The organism is Bacillus sp. DHT2 (genome assembly GCF_026241455.1).
Classification (GTDB): Bacteria; Bacillota; Bacilli; order Bacillales; family Bacillaceae_G; genus Bacillus_A; species Bacillus_A pseudomycoides.
Window position 1 is genome coordinate 1 of the sequence record NZ_JAPHWH010000019.1, and the last position, 14460, is coordinate 14460.

The window sequence follows — 14460 nt, forward strand, 5'->3', positions numbered from 1 at the left end:
CTGAAAGATGATCAGGTTGATAGGTTCGAGGTGGAAGCATGGTGACATGTGGAGCTGACGAATACTAATAGATCGAGGACTTAACCATATAATATGAAGCAAATGTTATCTAGTTTTGAAGGAATATACCTTCAATAGTTTGGTGATGATGGCAGAGAGGTCACACCCGTTCCCATACCGAACACGGAAGTTAAGCTCTCTAGCGCCGATGGTAGTTGGGACCTTGTCCCTGTGAGAGTAGGACGTCGCCAAGCAATTAAAGCACGAGTCATTTGACTCGTGCTTTTTTGTATATTTTTATTTGGTATTAATATGTACAAATAAAAATGAGAAGTTAATTCTGTTGTATAAAATATAAACGTAGTGATTAAAGAAAAGAAATTTTGGCTAGGATAGTGAGGAAGCAAAAGAGTTGCAAATTTCTTTAATACGTATATAATTAAAGTCAAAGATAGTCAAAGTCAATAAAGGTGGCGGATAAATGAGAAATATATCTGATATCATTGAGCAATATCTAAAGCAAGTTATTGACTTAAGCAATAATAATGTGATTGAGATTAAGAGAAATGAGATTGCGGATCGATTTGATTGTGTTCCGTCTCAAATTAATTATGTAATCAATACTCGCTTTACGTTAGAAAGAGGATTTGTAGTTGAAAGTAAACGAGGCGGAGGAGGTTACATTCGCATTATCAAAGTCAAATTGCATGACGATATAGACATTATTGATCAAATGCTTCATATGATCGAGCATAGTATTGCGCAAGGGAATGCGGAAAGTATCATTATACGATTAGTGGAAGAAGATATTGTGACCAATCGGGAAGCAAAACTTATGCTGAGCGTATTAGATCGATCTGTATTATTAATGGATTTACCTTCTAGAGATGAACTTAGGGCTCGAATATTATGCGCAATGTTAAGAACACTGAAATATAAATAAATACAGCTTTTGTTAAGAAATGTTTTTAGTGGTAATTCATTTTATAGTGGGACTTTTTACAGACAAGATTCAGTGAACAAAATAATCTAGTGGTGTATAAAAAGTATCATGAGGTAGATCGTTCCTATTGTAAAGGTGGGGATATAAGATGACTTGTCAAAATTGTAATATAAGACCAGCAGCACTACATTATACAAAAGTAATAAACGGACAAAAGACGGAAGTTCATCTTTGTGAGCAATGTGCAGAACAAAATGGCTATACGTCTTTCTTTCAATCACCACAATCTAGTTTTTCCTTCCATGACTTACTAGCTGGATTGCTACATGGAGAACCATCAATGTTTGAAAACCAAGAAGATAGTTTTTCAGATGCAGGAGTATTACGATGTCCAACTTGTAATATGACATATAAACAATTTGCAAAAGTAGGTCGCTTTGGATGTGCTTCTTGTTATGAGACATTTAAGGAACAACTAAAACCAATGTTGACACGGCTTCATGGTGGTCATACACATCATTGTGGAAAAATTCCCGAGCGTATGGGAGGAAATATTCATCTAAAGAAAGAATTAGATGAACTAAAATTAAAATTAAAGCAATGTGTACAGAAAGAAGAATTTGAAAAAGCGGCTCAAACGCGTGATCAAATCCGAAGTATTGAAAATCAGCTTAGTGAGCATAGAGGGGGGGAATAGTTCTATGTCACTGGATCGTATTATGAATGAAGCAATTAGTCCGTGGATGAGGGGAGATGGCCCCGATTCTGATATTGTTTTAAGTAGTCGTATTCGTTTGGCTCGTAATTTAAAAGATTATCATTTCCCTATTATGCAAACTGATGAAGAAGCTAAGCAGATTACTAATTTATTTCAAAAGAAGTTTGTAAATCAGAAAGTGAAATCCCTCGGGAATTTTGAACTATTAAAAATGAATGAACTAAAACCGCTTCAGCGAAGAGTTTTAGTAGAAAAACATTTAATTAGTCCTAATCTTGCTGGAACGGAATTTGGTACTTGTCTACTATCAGAAAGTGAACATATAAGTGTGATGCTTAATGAAGAAGATCATGTGCGAATTCAATGTTTATTCCCAGGGCTGCAATTATCAGAAGCACTGCAAAGCGCAAACAAAATGGATACATGGATTGAAAAAGCAGTTGAATATGCTTTTGATGAATCGCTTGGCTATATTACCAGTTGCCCCACAAATGTTGGTACGGGGTTACGAGCTTCTGTAATGATGCATTTACCAGCACTTGTTTTGACGAAACGGATAAATCGTATTATACAAGCAATTCAACAATTAGGTTTAGTCGTAAGAGGAATATACGGTGAAGGTAGCGAAGCCTTAGGTAATATATTTCAAGTTTCTAATCAAATGACATTAGGAAAATCAGAAGAAGATATTATAGCAGATTTAGAGAGTGTTGTTCATCAGCTTATACAACAAGAGAGAGTAGCTCGAGAACTAATTATGAAAAATTCAAGTATTGAACTTGAAGACCGAGTATATCGTTCTTATGGTGTACTGGCTAATAGTCGATTAATTCAATCGGTAGAAGCTGCTATTTGTCTGTCAGATATGCGGTTAGGTATTGATCTTGATTATATAAAAAATATATCAAGAAATATTTTAACAGAGTTAATGGTACTAACTCAGCCAGGAATTTTACAGCAATACGCAGGAGGTCCTTTAAGCCCAGAAGAAAGGGATTATCGAAGGGCGACATTAATCCGTGAAAGACTACGAATTGAACAAAATTGAGCGCAAGTAGGAGGCGATTTCTATGATGTTTGGAAGATTTACAGAAAGAGCACAGAAAGTATTAGCTTTATCTCAAGAAGAAGCAATTCGCATTGGGCATAATAATATTGGTACAGAACATATTTTACTTGGGCTTGTACGTGAAGGGGAAGGAATTGCAGCTAAAGCGTTAATTGCTCTTGGGTTAAGTCCAGAGAAGGTACAAAAAGAGGTAGAGGCATTAATTGGTCGTGGAACAGAGATGTCTCAAACTGTTCATTATACACCGCGTGCCAAAAAAGTAATTGAGTTATCAATGGATGAGGCACGTAAGCTAGGTCATTCTTATGTTGGAACGGAACATATTTTACTAGGGTTGATCCGTGAAGGTGAAGGTGTTGCAGCGCGTGTTTTAAATAACTTAGGCGTAAGTTTAAACAAAGCAAGACAACAAGTATTGCAGCTCCTTGGAAGCAATGAAGCTACATCAGGCCATCAAGGTGGTGCATCAGCAAATGCAAATACACCAACGCTTGATAGTTTAGCGCGAGATTTGACAGTTGTTGCACGTGAAGGACGCTTAGATCCTGTTATTGGCCGTAGTAAAGAGATTCAACGTGTTATTGAAGTATTGAGCCGTAGAACTAAGAATAACCCAGTATTAATTGGAGAACCTGGGGTAGGTAAAACAGCAATTGCTGAAGGTCTAGCACAGCAAATTGTAAATAATGAAGTTCCAGAAACATTACGCGATAAGCGTGTTATGACGTTAGATATGGGTACAGTTGTTGCTGGCACGAAATACCGTGGTGAGTTTGAGGATCGTTTAAAGAAAGTGATGGATGAAATTCGCCAAGCTGGTAATATCATTCTATTTATTGATGAACTTCATACATTAATTGGTGCAGGTGGTGCAGAAGGTGCAATTGACGCATCCAATATTTTGAAACCATCATTAGCACGTGGTGAATTGCAATGTATTGGGGCGACAACATTAGATGAGTATCGTAAATACATTGAAAAAGATGCAGCACTAGAAAGACGTTTCCAACCAATTCATGTTGACGAGCCAAGCTTAGAAGAATCGATTCAAATTTTAAGAGGGTTACGCGATCGTTACGAGGCACATCACCGCGTTTCCATTACAGATGATGCAATTGAAGCAGCTGTAAAACTTTCGGATCGTTATATTACAGATCGTTTCTTACCTGATAAAGCAATTGACTTAATCGATGAAGCAGCTTCAAAAGTACGCTTACGTTCTTATACAACACCACCAGATTTAAAAGAACTTGAAGTGAAACTTGAAGAAATTCGAAAAGAAAAGGATGCAGCCGTACAGAGCCAAGAATTTGAAAAGGCAGCTTCTTTACGAGATATGGAACAACGTTTACGTGAAAAATTAGAGGATACAAAACGTCAGTGGAAAGAGCAGCAAGGAAAAGAAAATTCAGAAGTAACAGTAGAAGACATTGCAAATGTTGTTTCTACGTGGACGCGTATTCCGGTTTCTAAACTTGCACAAACAGAAACAAATAAATTATTGAATCTAGAATCCATTTTACATGACCGTGTAATTGGCCAAGATGAAGCTGTTGTCGCAGTAGCGAAAGCAGTGCGCCGCGCAAGAGCGGGTTTAAAAGATCCGAAACGCCCAATTGGTTCATTTATTTTCTTAGGACCGACTGGTGTAGGTAAAACGGAGCTTGCGCGTGCATTAGCAGAATCTATGTTTGGTGATGAAGATGCAATGATTCGTATTGATATGTCTGAGTATATGGAGAAACATTCTACTTCTCGCTTAGTGGGGTCTCCCCCAGGATATGTGGGATATGAAGAAGGCGGCCAATTAACAGAAAAAGTTCGTCGCAAACCATATTCTGTCGTGCTGTTAGATGAAGTAGAGAAGGCACATCCAGATGTATTTAACATTTTACTGCAAGTGCTAGAAGATGGGCGTTTAACAGACTCTAAAGGGCGTACAGTTGATTTCCGAAATACAATTGTTATTATGACATCTAACGTTGGTGCCGAAGCATTAAAACGTAATAAACATCTCGGTTTTAACGTACAAGATGAGAGTCGTGATTATTCAGATATGAAGGGTAAAGTAATGGATGAATTGAAAAAAGCATTTCGTCCAGAGTTCTTAAACCGTATTGATGAAATCATTGTTTTCCATATGCTTGAGAAAAAACATATTCAAGAAATTGTAACGCTTATGGTTAATCAATTAGTAAATCGGTTAAAAGAACAAGAGATTGAATTAGAGTTAACAAGTACAGCAATTGAAGCAATTGCTGATAAAGGATTCGATCGTGAGTATGGTGCTCGTCCACTTCGTCGAGCAATCCAAAAACATGTGGAAGATCGATTGTCAGAAGAACTTCTAAAAGGAGCAATTGAGAAAGGTCAAAAAGTTGTCTTTGACGCCGAAGGGGAATCATTTGTCATTCGCAGTGCAGAAAAGGTAAAATAAGTATAGACAAACAAGGAGGGCTAAATAATAGCCCTCTTTCTTGTACGAGAAGGATGTATGTTTATAGATGAAAGTGAAGTGAAGTAAAAACAAGATGGCTAAAAAGAAAACAAAATTTATATGTCAAGAATGTGGTTATCAGTCACCAAAATATATGGGTAAGTGCCCTGGATGTGGGCAATGGAATAAGCTTGTCGAAGAGATGGAACAAGTTGTATCATCGCGTCGCATCAACTATGCAAATGCGATTCAAACGGAAGTAACAAAGCCAAGGCGTCTTACAGAAGTAGAAACAAAGTCAGAGGCACGGATTGAAACAAAATTTCAAGAATTTAATCGTGTACTCGGTGGAGGAATTGTTGACGGTTCCCTCGTACTTATTGGAGGAGATCCTGGAATTGGAAAATCAACCTTACTACTACAAATATCATCGCAATTAGCAGATTCTTCGTATGATGTATTGTATATATCTGGTGAAGAATCAGCAAAACAAATTAAACTTCGTGCAGATCGTCTACATGTAAATGGAAGCAACTTATTTGTTGTTTCGGAAACAGATTTACAGCGAATTGCGGCACATATCGATGAAATGAACCCTTCCTTTGTTGTCATTGATTCCATTCAAACTATTTATTTGCCAGAAGTAACCTCAGCACCAGGTAGTGTTTCGCAAGTACGTGAATGTACAGCGGAACTGATGAAACTTGCAAAAACGAAAGGAATTCCAATTTTTATCGTAGGACATGTAACGAAAGAAGGGGCAATTGCAGGACCGCGTATGTTAGAACATATGGTGGATGCGGTTCTTTATTTTGAAGGAGACCGTCATCATACATATCGTATTTTGCGAGCGGTTAAAAATCGCTTTGGTTCTACAAATGAGATGGGTATTTTTGAAATGAAGGAACTCGGTCTTGCGGAAGTATTAAATCCTTCTGAAATTTTTCTAGAAGAAAGACCTGTTGGAGTTGCTGGCTCTACAGTTGTTGCTTCTATGGAAGGGACAAGGCCTGTTTTAGTAGAAATACAAGCATTAATTTCTCCTACTAGTTTTGGAAATCCACGAAGAATGGCTACAGGGATTGATCATAATCGTGTATCGCTTATTATGGCAGTGCTAGAAAAAAGAGCAGGTTTATTATTGCAAAACCAAGATGCGTATTTAAAGGTTGCTGGAGGATTGAGATTGGATGAACCAGCAATTGATTTGGCAGTGGCTTTAAGTATTGCATCGAGTTTTCGAGATAAGTCAACTGCCCCGACCGATGCGGTAATAGGAGAAGTTGGGTTAACTGGAGAAGTAAGAAGGGTATCGAGAATTGAACAACGAGTACAAGAAGCGGCTAAATTAGGATTTCAGCGTGCCATCATCCCGCAAAAAAATTTAGGGGGTTGGACAATTCCTGAGGGGATTGAAGTAGTTGGTGTTTCTAATTTAGGAGAGGCGCTTCGTTTGACATTAGGAGGCTAGGCTATGGAAGAAAACAAGCAACGTGTCAAAAGTATGATTAATATTTTGCAGCTTGTTGCACCAGGGACACCTTTGCGAGAAGGCATAGATAATGTACTTCGTGCGCAAACAGGTGGCTTAATTGTCCTTGGGTATAATGATCAAATTAAAAGCATTGTTGATGGAGGATTTCACATTAATTGTGCATTCTCTCCCGCTAGTTTATACGAACTAGCAAAAATGGATGGAGCTCTTATTTTAAATGAGACGGGAAGTAAAATTTTAATTGCAAATGCACAGTTAGTTCCCGAGTCATCTATTGATTCCATTGAAACAGGAATGCGTCATCGCACAGCAGAACGTGTAGCGAAGCAAACAGGAAGTCTTGTTGTTGCTATTTCACAAAGACGTAACGTAATTACGCTATATCAGGGAGGTTTACGTTATACACTAAAAGACATAGGCGTTATTTTAACAAAGGCAAATCAGGCTATTCAAACTTTAGAAAAATATAAAGCAGTATGGAATGATGGTATTACGAACTTGGGTATTCTAGAATTTGAGGAAGTTGTTACGATGTCTGAAGTGGTCCACGTCCTACATAGTGTCGAGATGGTACTCCGTATTAAGAATGAAATTCTAAGTTATATTCATGAATTAGGAACAGAAGGTAGACTTATTCGTTTACAGCTTACGGAGCTGTTGGCTGATTTGGAAGCAGAGGCAGCATTATTAATTAAAGACTACTATCAAGAAAAGACGCAGGATCATTATCAAATTTTAAAAAAATTACAGGAACTTGCAAATGCACAGCTTTTAGAAGATAGTGATTTAGTGAAATTGCTTGGTTACCCAGGGCAAATGAGTTTAGAGGAAAGTGTTACACCGAGAGGATATAGGATTACAAGTAAAATTTCTCGGGTACCACCTCTTATTATTGAAAATTTGATCAATCGATTTAAAACATTGCAAGGCGTTTGTCGTGCAAGTATTAATGAGTTAGATGATGTAGAAGGAATTGGAGAAGTTCGGGCGAAAAAAATACGAGAAGGTTTAAAACGAATCCAAGAGCATTTATATATGAGTAGACACAATTAAGAATATTACATTGATTTCATAATATAACGACACTAGCACATTTTTGGTATATGATATGATATATTGGTAAATAAACCAATTTATAAAAAGACACGTCCGCTTTTGCATTCGGCGTTTTGATTAGCAAAACAATGGTTAATAATGAGTAGGAGGTGGTTGGATGTTAAAACGGATCGTACAGCTCTTCGTTTTAGTAATCGGAGGAGCGTTAGGGATTTATTTAATCCCGAAAGTTATTAATGTATTGGACATGGGTGCAATCCCGTTACTGGAGGGCTCATATGTTCGTGCAATTATTGGTGCAATTATTTTATTTTTAACAACATTTTGGCTCGTAGATTATATTGTTCAGCTTATTAAACATATTGAGGAAGCTCTTGTAAAGGCGCCTGTAACAGATGTTTTATTTGGCACGCTAGGATTAATCTCAGGTCTTATTGTTGCGTATTTAATTTTGATACCAATTCGTGAATTTACAATTCCAGTCATTAGTACTGTATTGCAAATCTTCTTTACACTTCTACTTGGTTACTTAGGATTCCAGGTAGGATTTAAAAAGAGAAATGAATTGTTAGGATTATTTACACTACCACAACGCGGTGGCAAGAAGAAAAATAACAATAGTGATAATGAAGAGGCTGAAACGGAAACAGGAGTAGAGGAATCTTTTTCGCATTGGAAAATTCTTGATACTAGTGTAATTATTGATGGACGTATTGCTGATATTTGTCAAACGAAATTCCTAGAAGGAACGATTGTCATTCCTCAGTTTGTATTAGAGGAGTTGCAACATATTGCTGATTCTTCGGATGCATTAAAGCGTAATCGAGGACGTAGAGGATTAGATATTTTAAACCGTATTCAAAAAGAGATGCCAATTCCAGTAGAGATTTATGAAGGCGATTTCGAAGATATTCAAGAAGTGGATAGCAAGCTTGTGAAATTAGCGAAAGTAACTGGTGGTACTGTTGTCACAAATGATTTTAACTTAAATAAAGTTTCTGAACTACAAGGAGTAACAGTTCTAAACATTAATGATTTAGCAAATGCAATTAAGCCAGTTGTACTTCCCGGTGAAGAACTAAGCGTTTATGTTGTCAAAGATGGAAAAGAGCAAAATCAAGGTGTTGCTTATTTAGATGATGGTACGATGATTGTAGTAGAAGATGGTCGAGAATATGTTGGCTCACAACTTGATGTACTCGTTACGAGTGTACTACAAACATCTGCTGGTCGTATGATTTTTGCAAAGCGAAAATTACTAGAAAAAGCATTATAAGTAGAGGATTATTAGCATGTATACATTAATTATTCCGGCCGCGGGCCGAGGAAAGCGAATGGGTGCTGGTAAAAATAAATTATTTTTGCTTATTAATGAAGTGCCTATTATTGTGCATACATTACGTGTTTTTGAAAAAGATGAAGCATGTAAAAATATTATTATGGCAATTAATGAAGAAGAACGTTCCTATTTTGAAGGGTTAATACAGAGATATCCGATTCAAAAGAGTGTGCGGTTTATCCAAGGTGGGGCTGAAAGACAAGATAGTGTATATAATGCACTTCAATATGTGAAGCAAACCGAGTATGTTCTTGTACATGATGGAGCACGTCCGTTTGTAACGAATAAAATGACCCGTGATGTATTGATTGCAGCGAAGCAGAAAGGTGCTTCGATTTGCGCGGTACCTGTAAAGGACACAGTAAAACGGGTAGAACAAAATACAGTTGTTGAAACAGTTGAACGTTCTCAGTTGAGAGCCGTACAAACACCTCAAGGATTTTCTGTTCCACTTTTACTAGAAGCGCATCAAAGTGCAAAACAGGGATGTTTCCTTGGTACAGATGATGCAAGTCTTGTAGAACGTATTGGTAAGGAAGTGGGCGTAGTAGAGGGTAGTTATTACAATATTAAAGTGACAACGCCAGAAGATTTATTAATTGCTGAAAGTTTCTTGCGTGTTCAGAAGGGGTAGTAGAAAGAATATAAAGAAAAGCCCGGTTACTGCCGGGCTTTTCTTTATAGGTGCATAGATATAATATAGAATCATAACGTTCAGTAGTTTAGCTTGAGGAGGATGTAAAATGTTTCGAATTGGACAAGGTTTTGATGTACATGAATTTGCAGAAGGTAGACCGTTAATTATCGGTGGAATTACGATTCCGCATGAAAAAGGTTTGTTAGGTCACTCAGATGCAGATGTACTTTTACATACAATTGCTGATGCATGTTTAGGAGCAATTGCTGCAGGTGACATCGGAAAACATTTTCCAGATACAGATCCTGCCTTTAAGGATGCAGATTCAGCGGTGTTATTGCAAAAAGTTTGGGAGTTTGTGCGTGAACAAGGGTATGAGTTAGGTAATTTAGATTGTACAGTTATTGCGCAGAAGCCGAAAATGGCACCACATATTGAAAATATGCGTAAGCGTATTAGTGAGTTATTAGAAACTTCTATAGGCAATATTAATGTGAAGGCAACAACAACTGAAAAATTAGGATTTACAGGAAGAGAAGAAGGGATTGCTTCTCAAGCAGTTGTATTATTACAGAAAAAATAGTTGTTTTTGATTCGTAAGATGGATAATCAGATTTTTTTGGTGTACAATTATAGAATGTGTTGACATTAAGAATGGAAGGTGTACCAATTATGGAAAAGCAAGTGAGAGTACGCTATGCGCCAAGTCCAACAGGACACTTACATATCGGAAATGCGCGTACGGCATTATTTAATTATTTATTTGCTCGTCATCAAGATGGCAAGTTTATTATTCGTATTGAAGATACTGATGTAAAACGTAATGTTGCTGGTGGTGAAGAAAGCCAATTAAAATACTTGAAATGGCTCGGTATGGACTGGGATGAAGGTGTTGATGTTGGTGGTGAATATGGACCATATCGTCAAACAGAACGTTTAGATATTTATAAAAAGTTATATGAAGATTTACTAGAACGTGGTTTAGCTTATAAATGTTACATGACAGAAGAGGAATTAGAAGCAGAGCGTGAAGGACAAATTGCTCGTGGTGAAACACCTCGTTATGCAGGTAATCACCGTGATTTAACAGAAGAACAAATCAAGCAATTTGAAGCAGAAGGCCGCATTCCAAGTATTCGTTTCCGTGTACCGGCTGACCGCGACTACACGTTTAAGGATGTCGTAAAAGATGAAGTTGCTTTCCACTCAAATGACTTTGGTGATTTCGTTATTGTGAAAAAAGATGGTATTCCAACTTATAATTTTGCAGTAGCGGTAGATGATCATTTAATGGAAATCACACATGTTCTTCGTGGCGATGACCATATCTCTAACACACCGAAACAAATGATGATTTATGAAGCATTTGGATGGGATATCCCACAATTCGGTCATATGACATTAATCGTAAATGAGAGCCGTAAAAAATTAAGTAAACGTGATGAATCTATTATTCAATTTATTGAACAATATCAAGCGCTTGGATATCTTCCAGAAGCGATTTTTAACTTTATCGCATTACTTGGTTGGTCACCAGTAGGGGAGGAAGAAATCTTCTCTAAAGATGAGTTTATTGAAATGTTTGATGCGGCACGTTTATCAAAATCACCTGCATTATTCGATTCTCAAAAACTAAAATGGATGAACAATCAATATATGAAAAAGCAAGACCTAGATGCTGTTGTTGCATTAAGCTTACCGCATTTAGTGAAAGCTGGTCGTGTAAGTGAAAACTTAAGCGAACAAGAACAGGTTTGGGTTCGTGGTGTAATTGCTTTATACCATGAACAAATGAGCTTTGGAGCTGAAATTGTAGAGCTTTCTGAAATGTTCTTCAAAGATCATGTAGACTATGAAGAAGAAGGACAAGAAGTATTAAAAGGTGAACAAGTACCTGAAGTACTTCGTGCATTTGCAGCAGGATTAGAAGCTTTAGATGAAGTAGAACCAGCAGCAATTAAGAAGGCAATTAAAGCTGTTCAAAAAGAAACAGGACATAAAGGCAAAAACTTATTTATGCCAATTCGTGTTGCAACTACGGGTCAAACACATGGCCCAGAACTTCCAAACGCAATTGCACTTCTTGGAAAAGAAAAAGTTTTAAATCGTATTCGTAAAGTAATTGGTTAACATTTGACGAATTTAGAAATATAATAAGAATACTTAAAAACCTAATAAGGGAAAGCGACGAGAAGGAGAAGTAGAAAATCAGGCTTTTTACAGAGAGAACCACCTTTTGGCTGGAAGTGGTTTATAAGTGGATTTTTGAAATGCCCCTTCGAGTCTTCTGCTGAACAACGAAGAGTTTCGGGACGTCATAAGGACGCAAAGTAAGCAGAAGCGGTATAAACCGTTATCATGGATGAGTTTGAGGCTTTATTTGAGCCTAAACAGAGTGGAACCGCGCTTATAAGGCGCCTCTGTCAATATGACAGAGGCGTCTTTTTTTATACCATGTAAATAGGTATGGGTATAAGTTTTTGTACAGATGGATAAAGACTAGGTAACAAACAAGGAAGTTAGCGATAAAGTGAACCTTTAATCAGTGGGGCTTCATTCCTCACTAATTATTAGCCTTCACCAATTGGACCTTTACGGGTAATTCATCTCCAATCTAACTTCTTTTCTTTCACTGAATGATGAGGTGGAGGTAATACTGTCCACCAATAGCGGGGGAATCAGTTCACTCGGAATAGTAGTCCATAAAGGGGAGGGGACATCGATGTTTAAGAGGCTTCGAGAAGATATTGAAGTCGTTTTTGAACAAGATCCAGCGGCGCGAAGTTATTTCGAAGTCATTTTAACTTACTCTGGATTACATGCAGTTTGGGCACACCGAATTGCACACGCCTTTTATAAACGAAATTTTTTCTTTATTGCGCGTTGGATTTCACAAGTTAGTCGTTTTTTTACTGGTATCGAGATTCATCCAGGAGCCACAATTGGTCGCCGCTTTTTTATTGACCATGGTATGGGAGTTGTTATTGGGGAGACATGTGAAATTGGAGACAATGTAACCATTTATCAAGGAGTTACATTAGGTGGTACAGGGAAAGAAAAAGGAAAAAGGCATCCAACAATTCAAGATAATGTACTTATTGCAACTGGTGCGAAAGTACTCGGATCCATTACGGTTGGAGAGAATTCCAAAATTGGTGCAGGGTCCGTTGTGTTGAAAGAAGTTCCTGCGCATTCGACAGTTGTAGGTATACCTGGTCGTGTCGTAATTCAGAATGGAGTAAAGGTAGGTCAGGAATTAAACCATTCGGATCTTCCGGATCCAATTTTCGATAAATTGAAAGTGATGGAAGCTGAGCTTGAGAAATTAAAAAAGCAACTTGAAGTAAAAGTGGAAAGGAAGGATGAAAATGACTATTCACATTTATAATACGTTAACGCGTCAGAAAGAGGAGTTTGTTCCTTTAGAAGAAAATAAAGTGAAGATGTATGTATGCGGGCCGACAGTATACAACTATATTCATATTGGAAATGCAAGACCGCCTATGGTATTTGATACAGTGCGTCGCTACTTAGAATATAAAGGGTATGATGTACAATATATTTCTAATTTTACGGATGTAGATGATAAATTAATTAAAGCAGCAAATGAGCTAGGAGAGGACGTTCCAACAATTGCAGATCGCTTTGTTGAAGCGTATTTTGAAGATGTAACTGCATTAGGTTGCAAGCACGCTACAGTTCACCCTCGTGTAACAGAAAATATGGATATCATTATTGAGTTTATTGAGGAACTTGTGAAAAAAGGATATGCATATGAATCAGAAGGAGATGTTTATTACAAAACGAAAGAATTTGAAGGCTACGGCAAATTGTCTCATCAACCAATTGCAGATTTGCGTCATGGTGCACGTATTGAAGTTGGAGAAAAGAAACAAGATCCACTTGACTTTGCATTATGGAAAGCTGCGAAAGAAGGAGAGATCTTCTGGGAGAGCCCTTGGGGGAAAGGTCGTCCGGGATGGCATATTGAATGCTCTGCAATGGCACGGAAATATTTAGGAGATACAATCGATATTCACGCTGGTGGTCAAGATTTAGCGTTCCCACATCATGAAAATGAGATTGCACAATCAGAAGCTTTGACTGGAAAAACATTTGCACGTTACTGGATGCATAATGGATATATTAATATTAACAATGAAAAAATGTCTAAATCATTAGGGAACTTCATTTTAGTTCACGATATTATTAAGCAATATAATCCGCAATTAATTCGCTTCTTTATGCTATCGGTTCACTATCGTCATCCAATTAACTTTAGTGAAGAATTATTACAGAATACGAATAATGGGTTAGAGCGTATTAAAACGGCATACGGTAATTTAAAACATCGCATGGAAAGCAGTACGGATTTAACGGATCATAACGAGAAGTGGTTAGCTGAAATGAAGAAATTCCAAGTTGCATTTGAAGCAGCGATGGATGATGATTTTAATACAGCAAACGCAGTAACAGAATTATATAACTTAGCAAACCATGCAAATCAATATTTACTAGAAGAACATACATCAAAAGCTGTGCTTGAGGCGTATGTAAAACAGTTTGAAACATTATTTGGCATCTTAGGATTAGAATTAACAAAAGAAGAATTACTTGATGAAGAGATTGAAGTGTTAATTCAAAAACGTATTGAAGCTCGTAAAAATCGTGATTTCGCATTATCAGATCAAATTCGCGATGATTTAAAAGAGCGTAATATTATTTTAGAAGATACAGCACAAGGTACAAGATGGAAAAGAGGATAA

The 14460-nt window shown here is 37.2% G+C and carries 12 protein-coding genes, 2 rRNA genes and 1 other annotated feature; all 14 genes read left to right on the forward strand.

What is annotated here, in order from left to right; translation table 11 throughout:
* Positions 1-88 (forward strand): 23S ribosomal RNA (locus tag ORL93_RS27480); the annotation flags it as partial.
* Between the two features lie 50 nt (positions 89-138).
* Positions 139-254: ribosomal RNA gene (gene rrf / locus ORL93_RS27485) — 5S ribosomal RNA — on the forward strand.
* Positions 255-481: 227 nt separating this feature from the next.
* Positions 482-943: a transcriptional regulator CtsR gene (gene ctsR / locus ORL93_RS27490; protein ID WP_016116930.1), complete on the forward strand. Its 462-nt coding sequence runs from the start codon at positions 482-484 to the stop codon at positions 941-943.
* 148 nt (positions 944-1091) lie between these two features.
* Positions 1092-1640: a protein-arginine kinase activator protein McsA gene (gene mcsA / locus ORL93_RS27495; RefSeq protein ID WP_097795647.1), complete on the forward strand. Its 549-nt coding sequence runs from the start codon at positions 1092-1094 to the stop codon at positions 1638-1640.
* Between the two features lie 4 nt (positions 1641-1644).
* Positions 1645-2709 (forward strand): protein-arginine kinase McsB, encoded by a 1065-nt coding sequence (gene mcsB, locus ORL93_RS27500; protein ID WP_265959988.1) that lies wholly within the window; start codon positions 1645-1647, stop codon positions 2707-2709.
* A 22-nt stretch (positions 2710-2731) separates the two neighbouring features.
* Positions 2732-5167: an ATP-dependent protease ATP-binding subunit ClpC gene (gene clpC, locus ORL93_RS27505; protein WP_006093090.1), complete on the forward strand. Its 2436-nt coding sequence runs from the start codon at positions 2732-2734 to the stop codon at positions 5165-5167.
* A 94-nt stretch (positions 5168-5261) separates the two neighbouring features.
* Complete coding sequence (radA, locus tag ORL93_RS27510; protein ID WP_097795645.1) at positions 5262-6638, forward strand: DNA repair protein RadA; 1377 nt, start codon at positions 5262-5264, stop codon at positions 6636-6638.
* Between the two features lie 3 nt (positions 6639-6641).
* Positions 6642-7715 (forward strand): DNA integrity scanning diadenylate cyclase DisA, encoded by a 1074-nt coding sequence (disA, locus tag ORL93_RS27515; protein ID WP_003194305.1) that lies wholly within the window; start codon positions 6642-6644, stop codon positions 7713-7715.
* A gap of 160 nt (positions 7716-7875) precedes the next feature.
* The gene (locus ORL93_RS27520) at positions 7876-8994 is read left to right on the forward strand and encodes a PIN/TRAM domain-containing protein (RefSeq protein ID WP_003194307.1); all 1119 of its coding nucleotides are present in this window, start codon (positions 7876-7878) and stop codon (positions 8992-8994) included.
* A gap of 16 nt (positions 8995-9010) precedes the next feature.
* Positions 9011-9691: a 2-C-methyl-D-erythritol 4-phosphate cytidylyltransferase gene (ispD, locus tag ORL93_RS27525; RefSeq protein WP_098160814.1), complete on the forward strand. Its 681-nt coding sequence runs from the start codon at positions 9011-9013 to the stop codon at positions 9689-9691.
* A gap of 109 nt (positions 9692-9800) precedes the next feature.
* Positions 9801-10277: a 2-C-methyl-D-erythritol 2,4-cyclodiphosphate synthase gene (gene ispF / locus ORL93_RS27530; RefSeq protein ID WP_097795642.1), complete on the forward strand. Its 477-nt coding sequence runs from the start codon at positions 9801-9803 to the stop codon at positions 10275-10277.
* A gap of 89 nt (positions 10278-10366) precedes the next feature.
* Entirely contained in the window at positions 10367-11824 is a 1458-nt protein-coding gene (gltX, locus tag ORL93_RS27535) for a glutamate--tRNA ligase (RefSeq protein ID WP_018767352.1), read from the forward strand.
* A 48-nt stretch (positions 11825-11872) separates the two neighbouring features.
* Positions 11873-12119, forward strand: a binding site (T-box leader).
* 297 nt (positions 12120-12416) lie between these two features.
* Complete coding sequence (gene cysE / locus ORL93_RS27540) at positions 12417-13082, forward strand: serine O-acetyltransferase (RefSeq protein ID WP_003194315.1); 666 nt, start codon at positions 12417-12419, stop codon at positions 13080-13082.
* On the forward strand, positions 13063-14460 hold the full coding sequence (gene cysS / locus ORL93_RS27545) for a cysteine--tRNA ligase (RefSeq protein WP_265959990.1): 1398 nt from the start codon (positions 13063-13065) through the stop codon (positions 14458-14460). Before cysE ends, cysS begins: the two co-directional genes overlap by 20 nt.

What these genes read in the sequence shown, in the direction of transcription:
- ORL93_RS27520 (WP_003194307.1), top strand. Translation starts at nt 7,876, where the DNA reads ATGTTAAAACGGATCGTACAGCTCTTCGTTTTAGTAATCGGAGGAGCG.
- ctsR (WP_016116930.1), top strand. Translation starts at nt 482, where the DNA reads ATGAGAAATATATCTGATATCATTGAGCAATATCTAAAGCAAGTTATT.
- radA (WP_097795645.1), top strand. Translation starts at nt 5,262, where the DNA reads ATGGCTAAAAAGAAAACAAAATTTATATGTCAAGAATGTGGTTATCAG.
- ispD (WP_098160814.1), top strand. Translation starts at nt 9,011, where the DNA reads ATGTATACATTAATTATTCCGGCCGCGGGCCGAGGAAAGCGAATGGGT.
- cysS (WP_265959990.1), top strand. Translation starts at nt 13,063, where the DNA reads ATGACTATTCACATTTATAATACGTTAACGCGTCAGAAAGAGGAGTTT.
- ispF (WP_097795642.1), top strand. Translation starts at nt 9,801, where the DNA reads ATGTTTCGAATTGGACAAGGTTTTGATGTACATGAATTTGCAGAAGGT.
- clpC (WP_006093090.1), top strand. Translation starts at nt 2,732, where the DNA reads ATGATGTTTGGAAGATTTACAGAAAGAGCACAGAAAGTATTAGCTTTA.
- disA (WP_003194305.1), top strand. Translation starts at nt 6,642, where the DNA reads ATGGAAGAAAACAAGCAACGTGTCAAAAGTATGATTAATATTTTGCAG.
- cysE (WP_003194315.1), top strand. Translation starts at nt 12,417, where the DNA reads ATGTTTAAGAGGCTTCGAGAAGATATTGAAGTCGTTTTTGAACAAGAT.
- gltX (WP_018767352.1), top strand. Translation starts at nt 10,367, where the DNA reads ATGGAAAAGCAAGTGAGAGTACGCTATGCGCCAAGTCCAACAGGACAC.
- mcsB (WP_265959988.1), top strand. Translation starts at nt 1,645, where the DNA reads ATGTCACTGGATCGTATTATGAATGAAGCAATTAGTCCGTGGATGAGG.
- mcsA (WP_097795647.1), top strand. Translation starts at nt 1,092, where the DNA reads ATGACTTGTCAAAATTGTAATATAAGACCAGCAGCACTACATTATACA.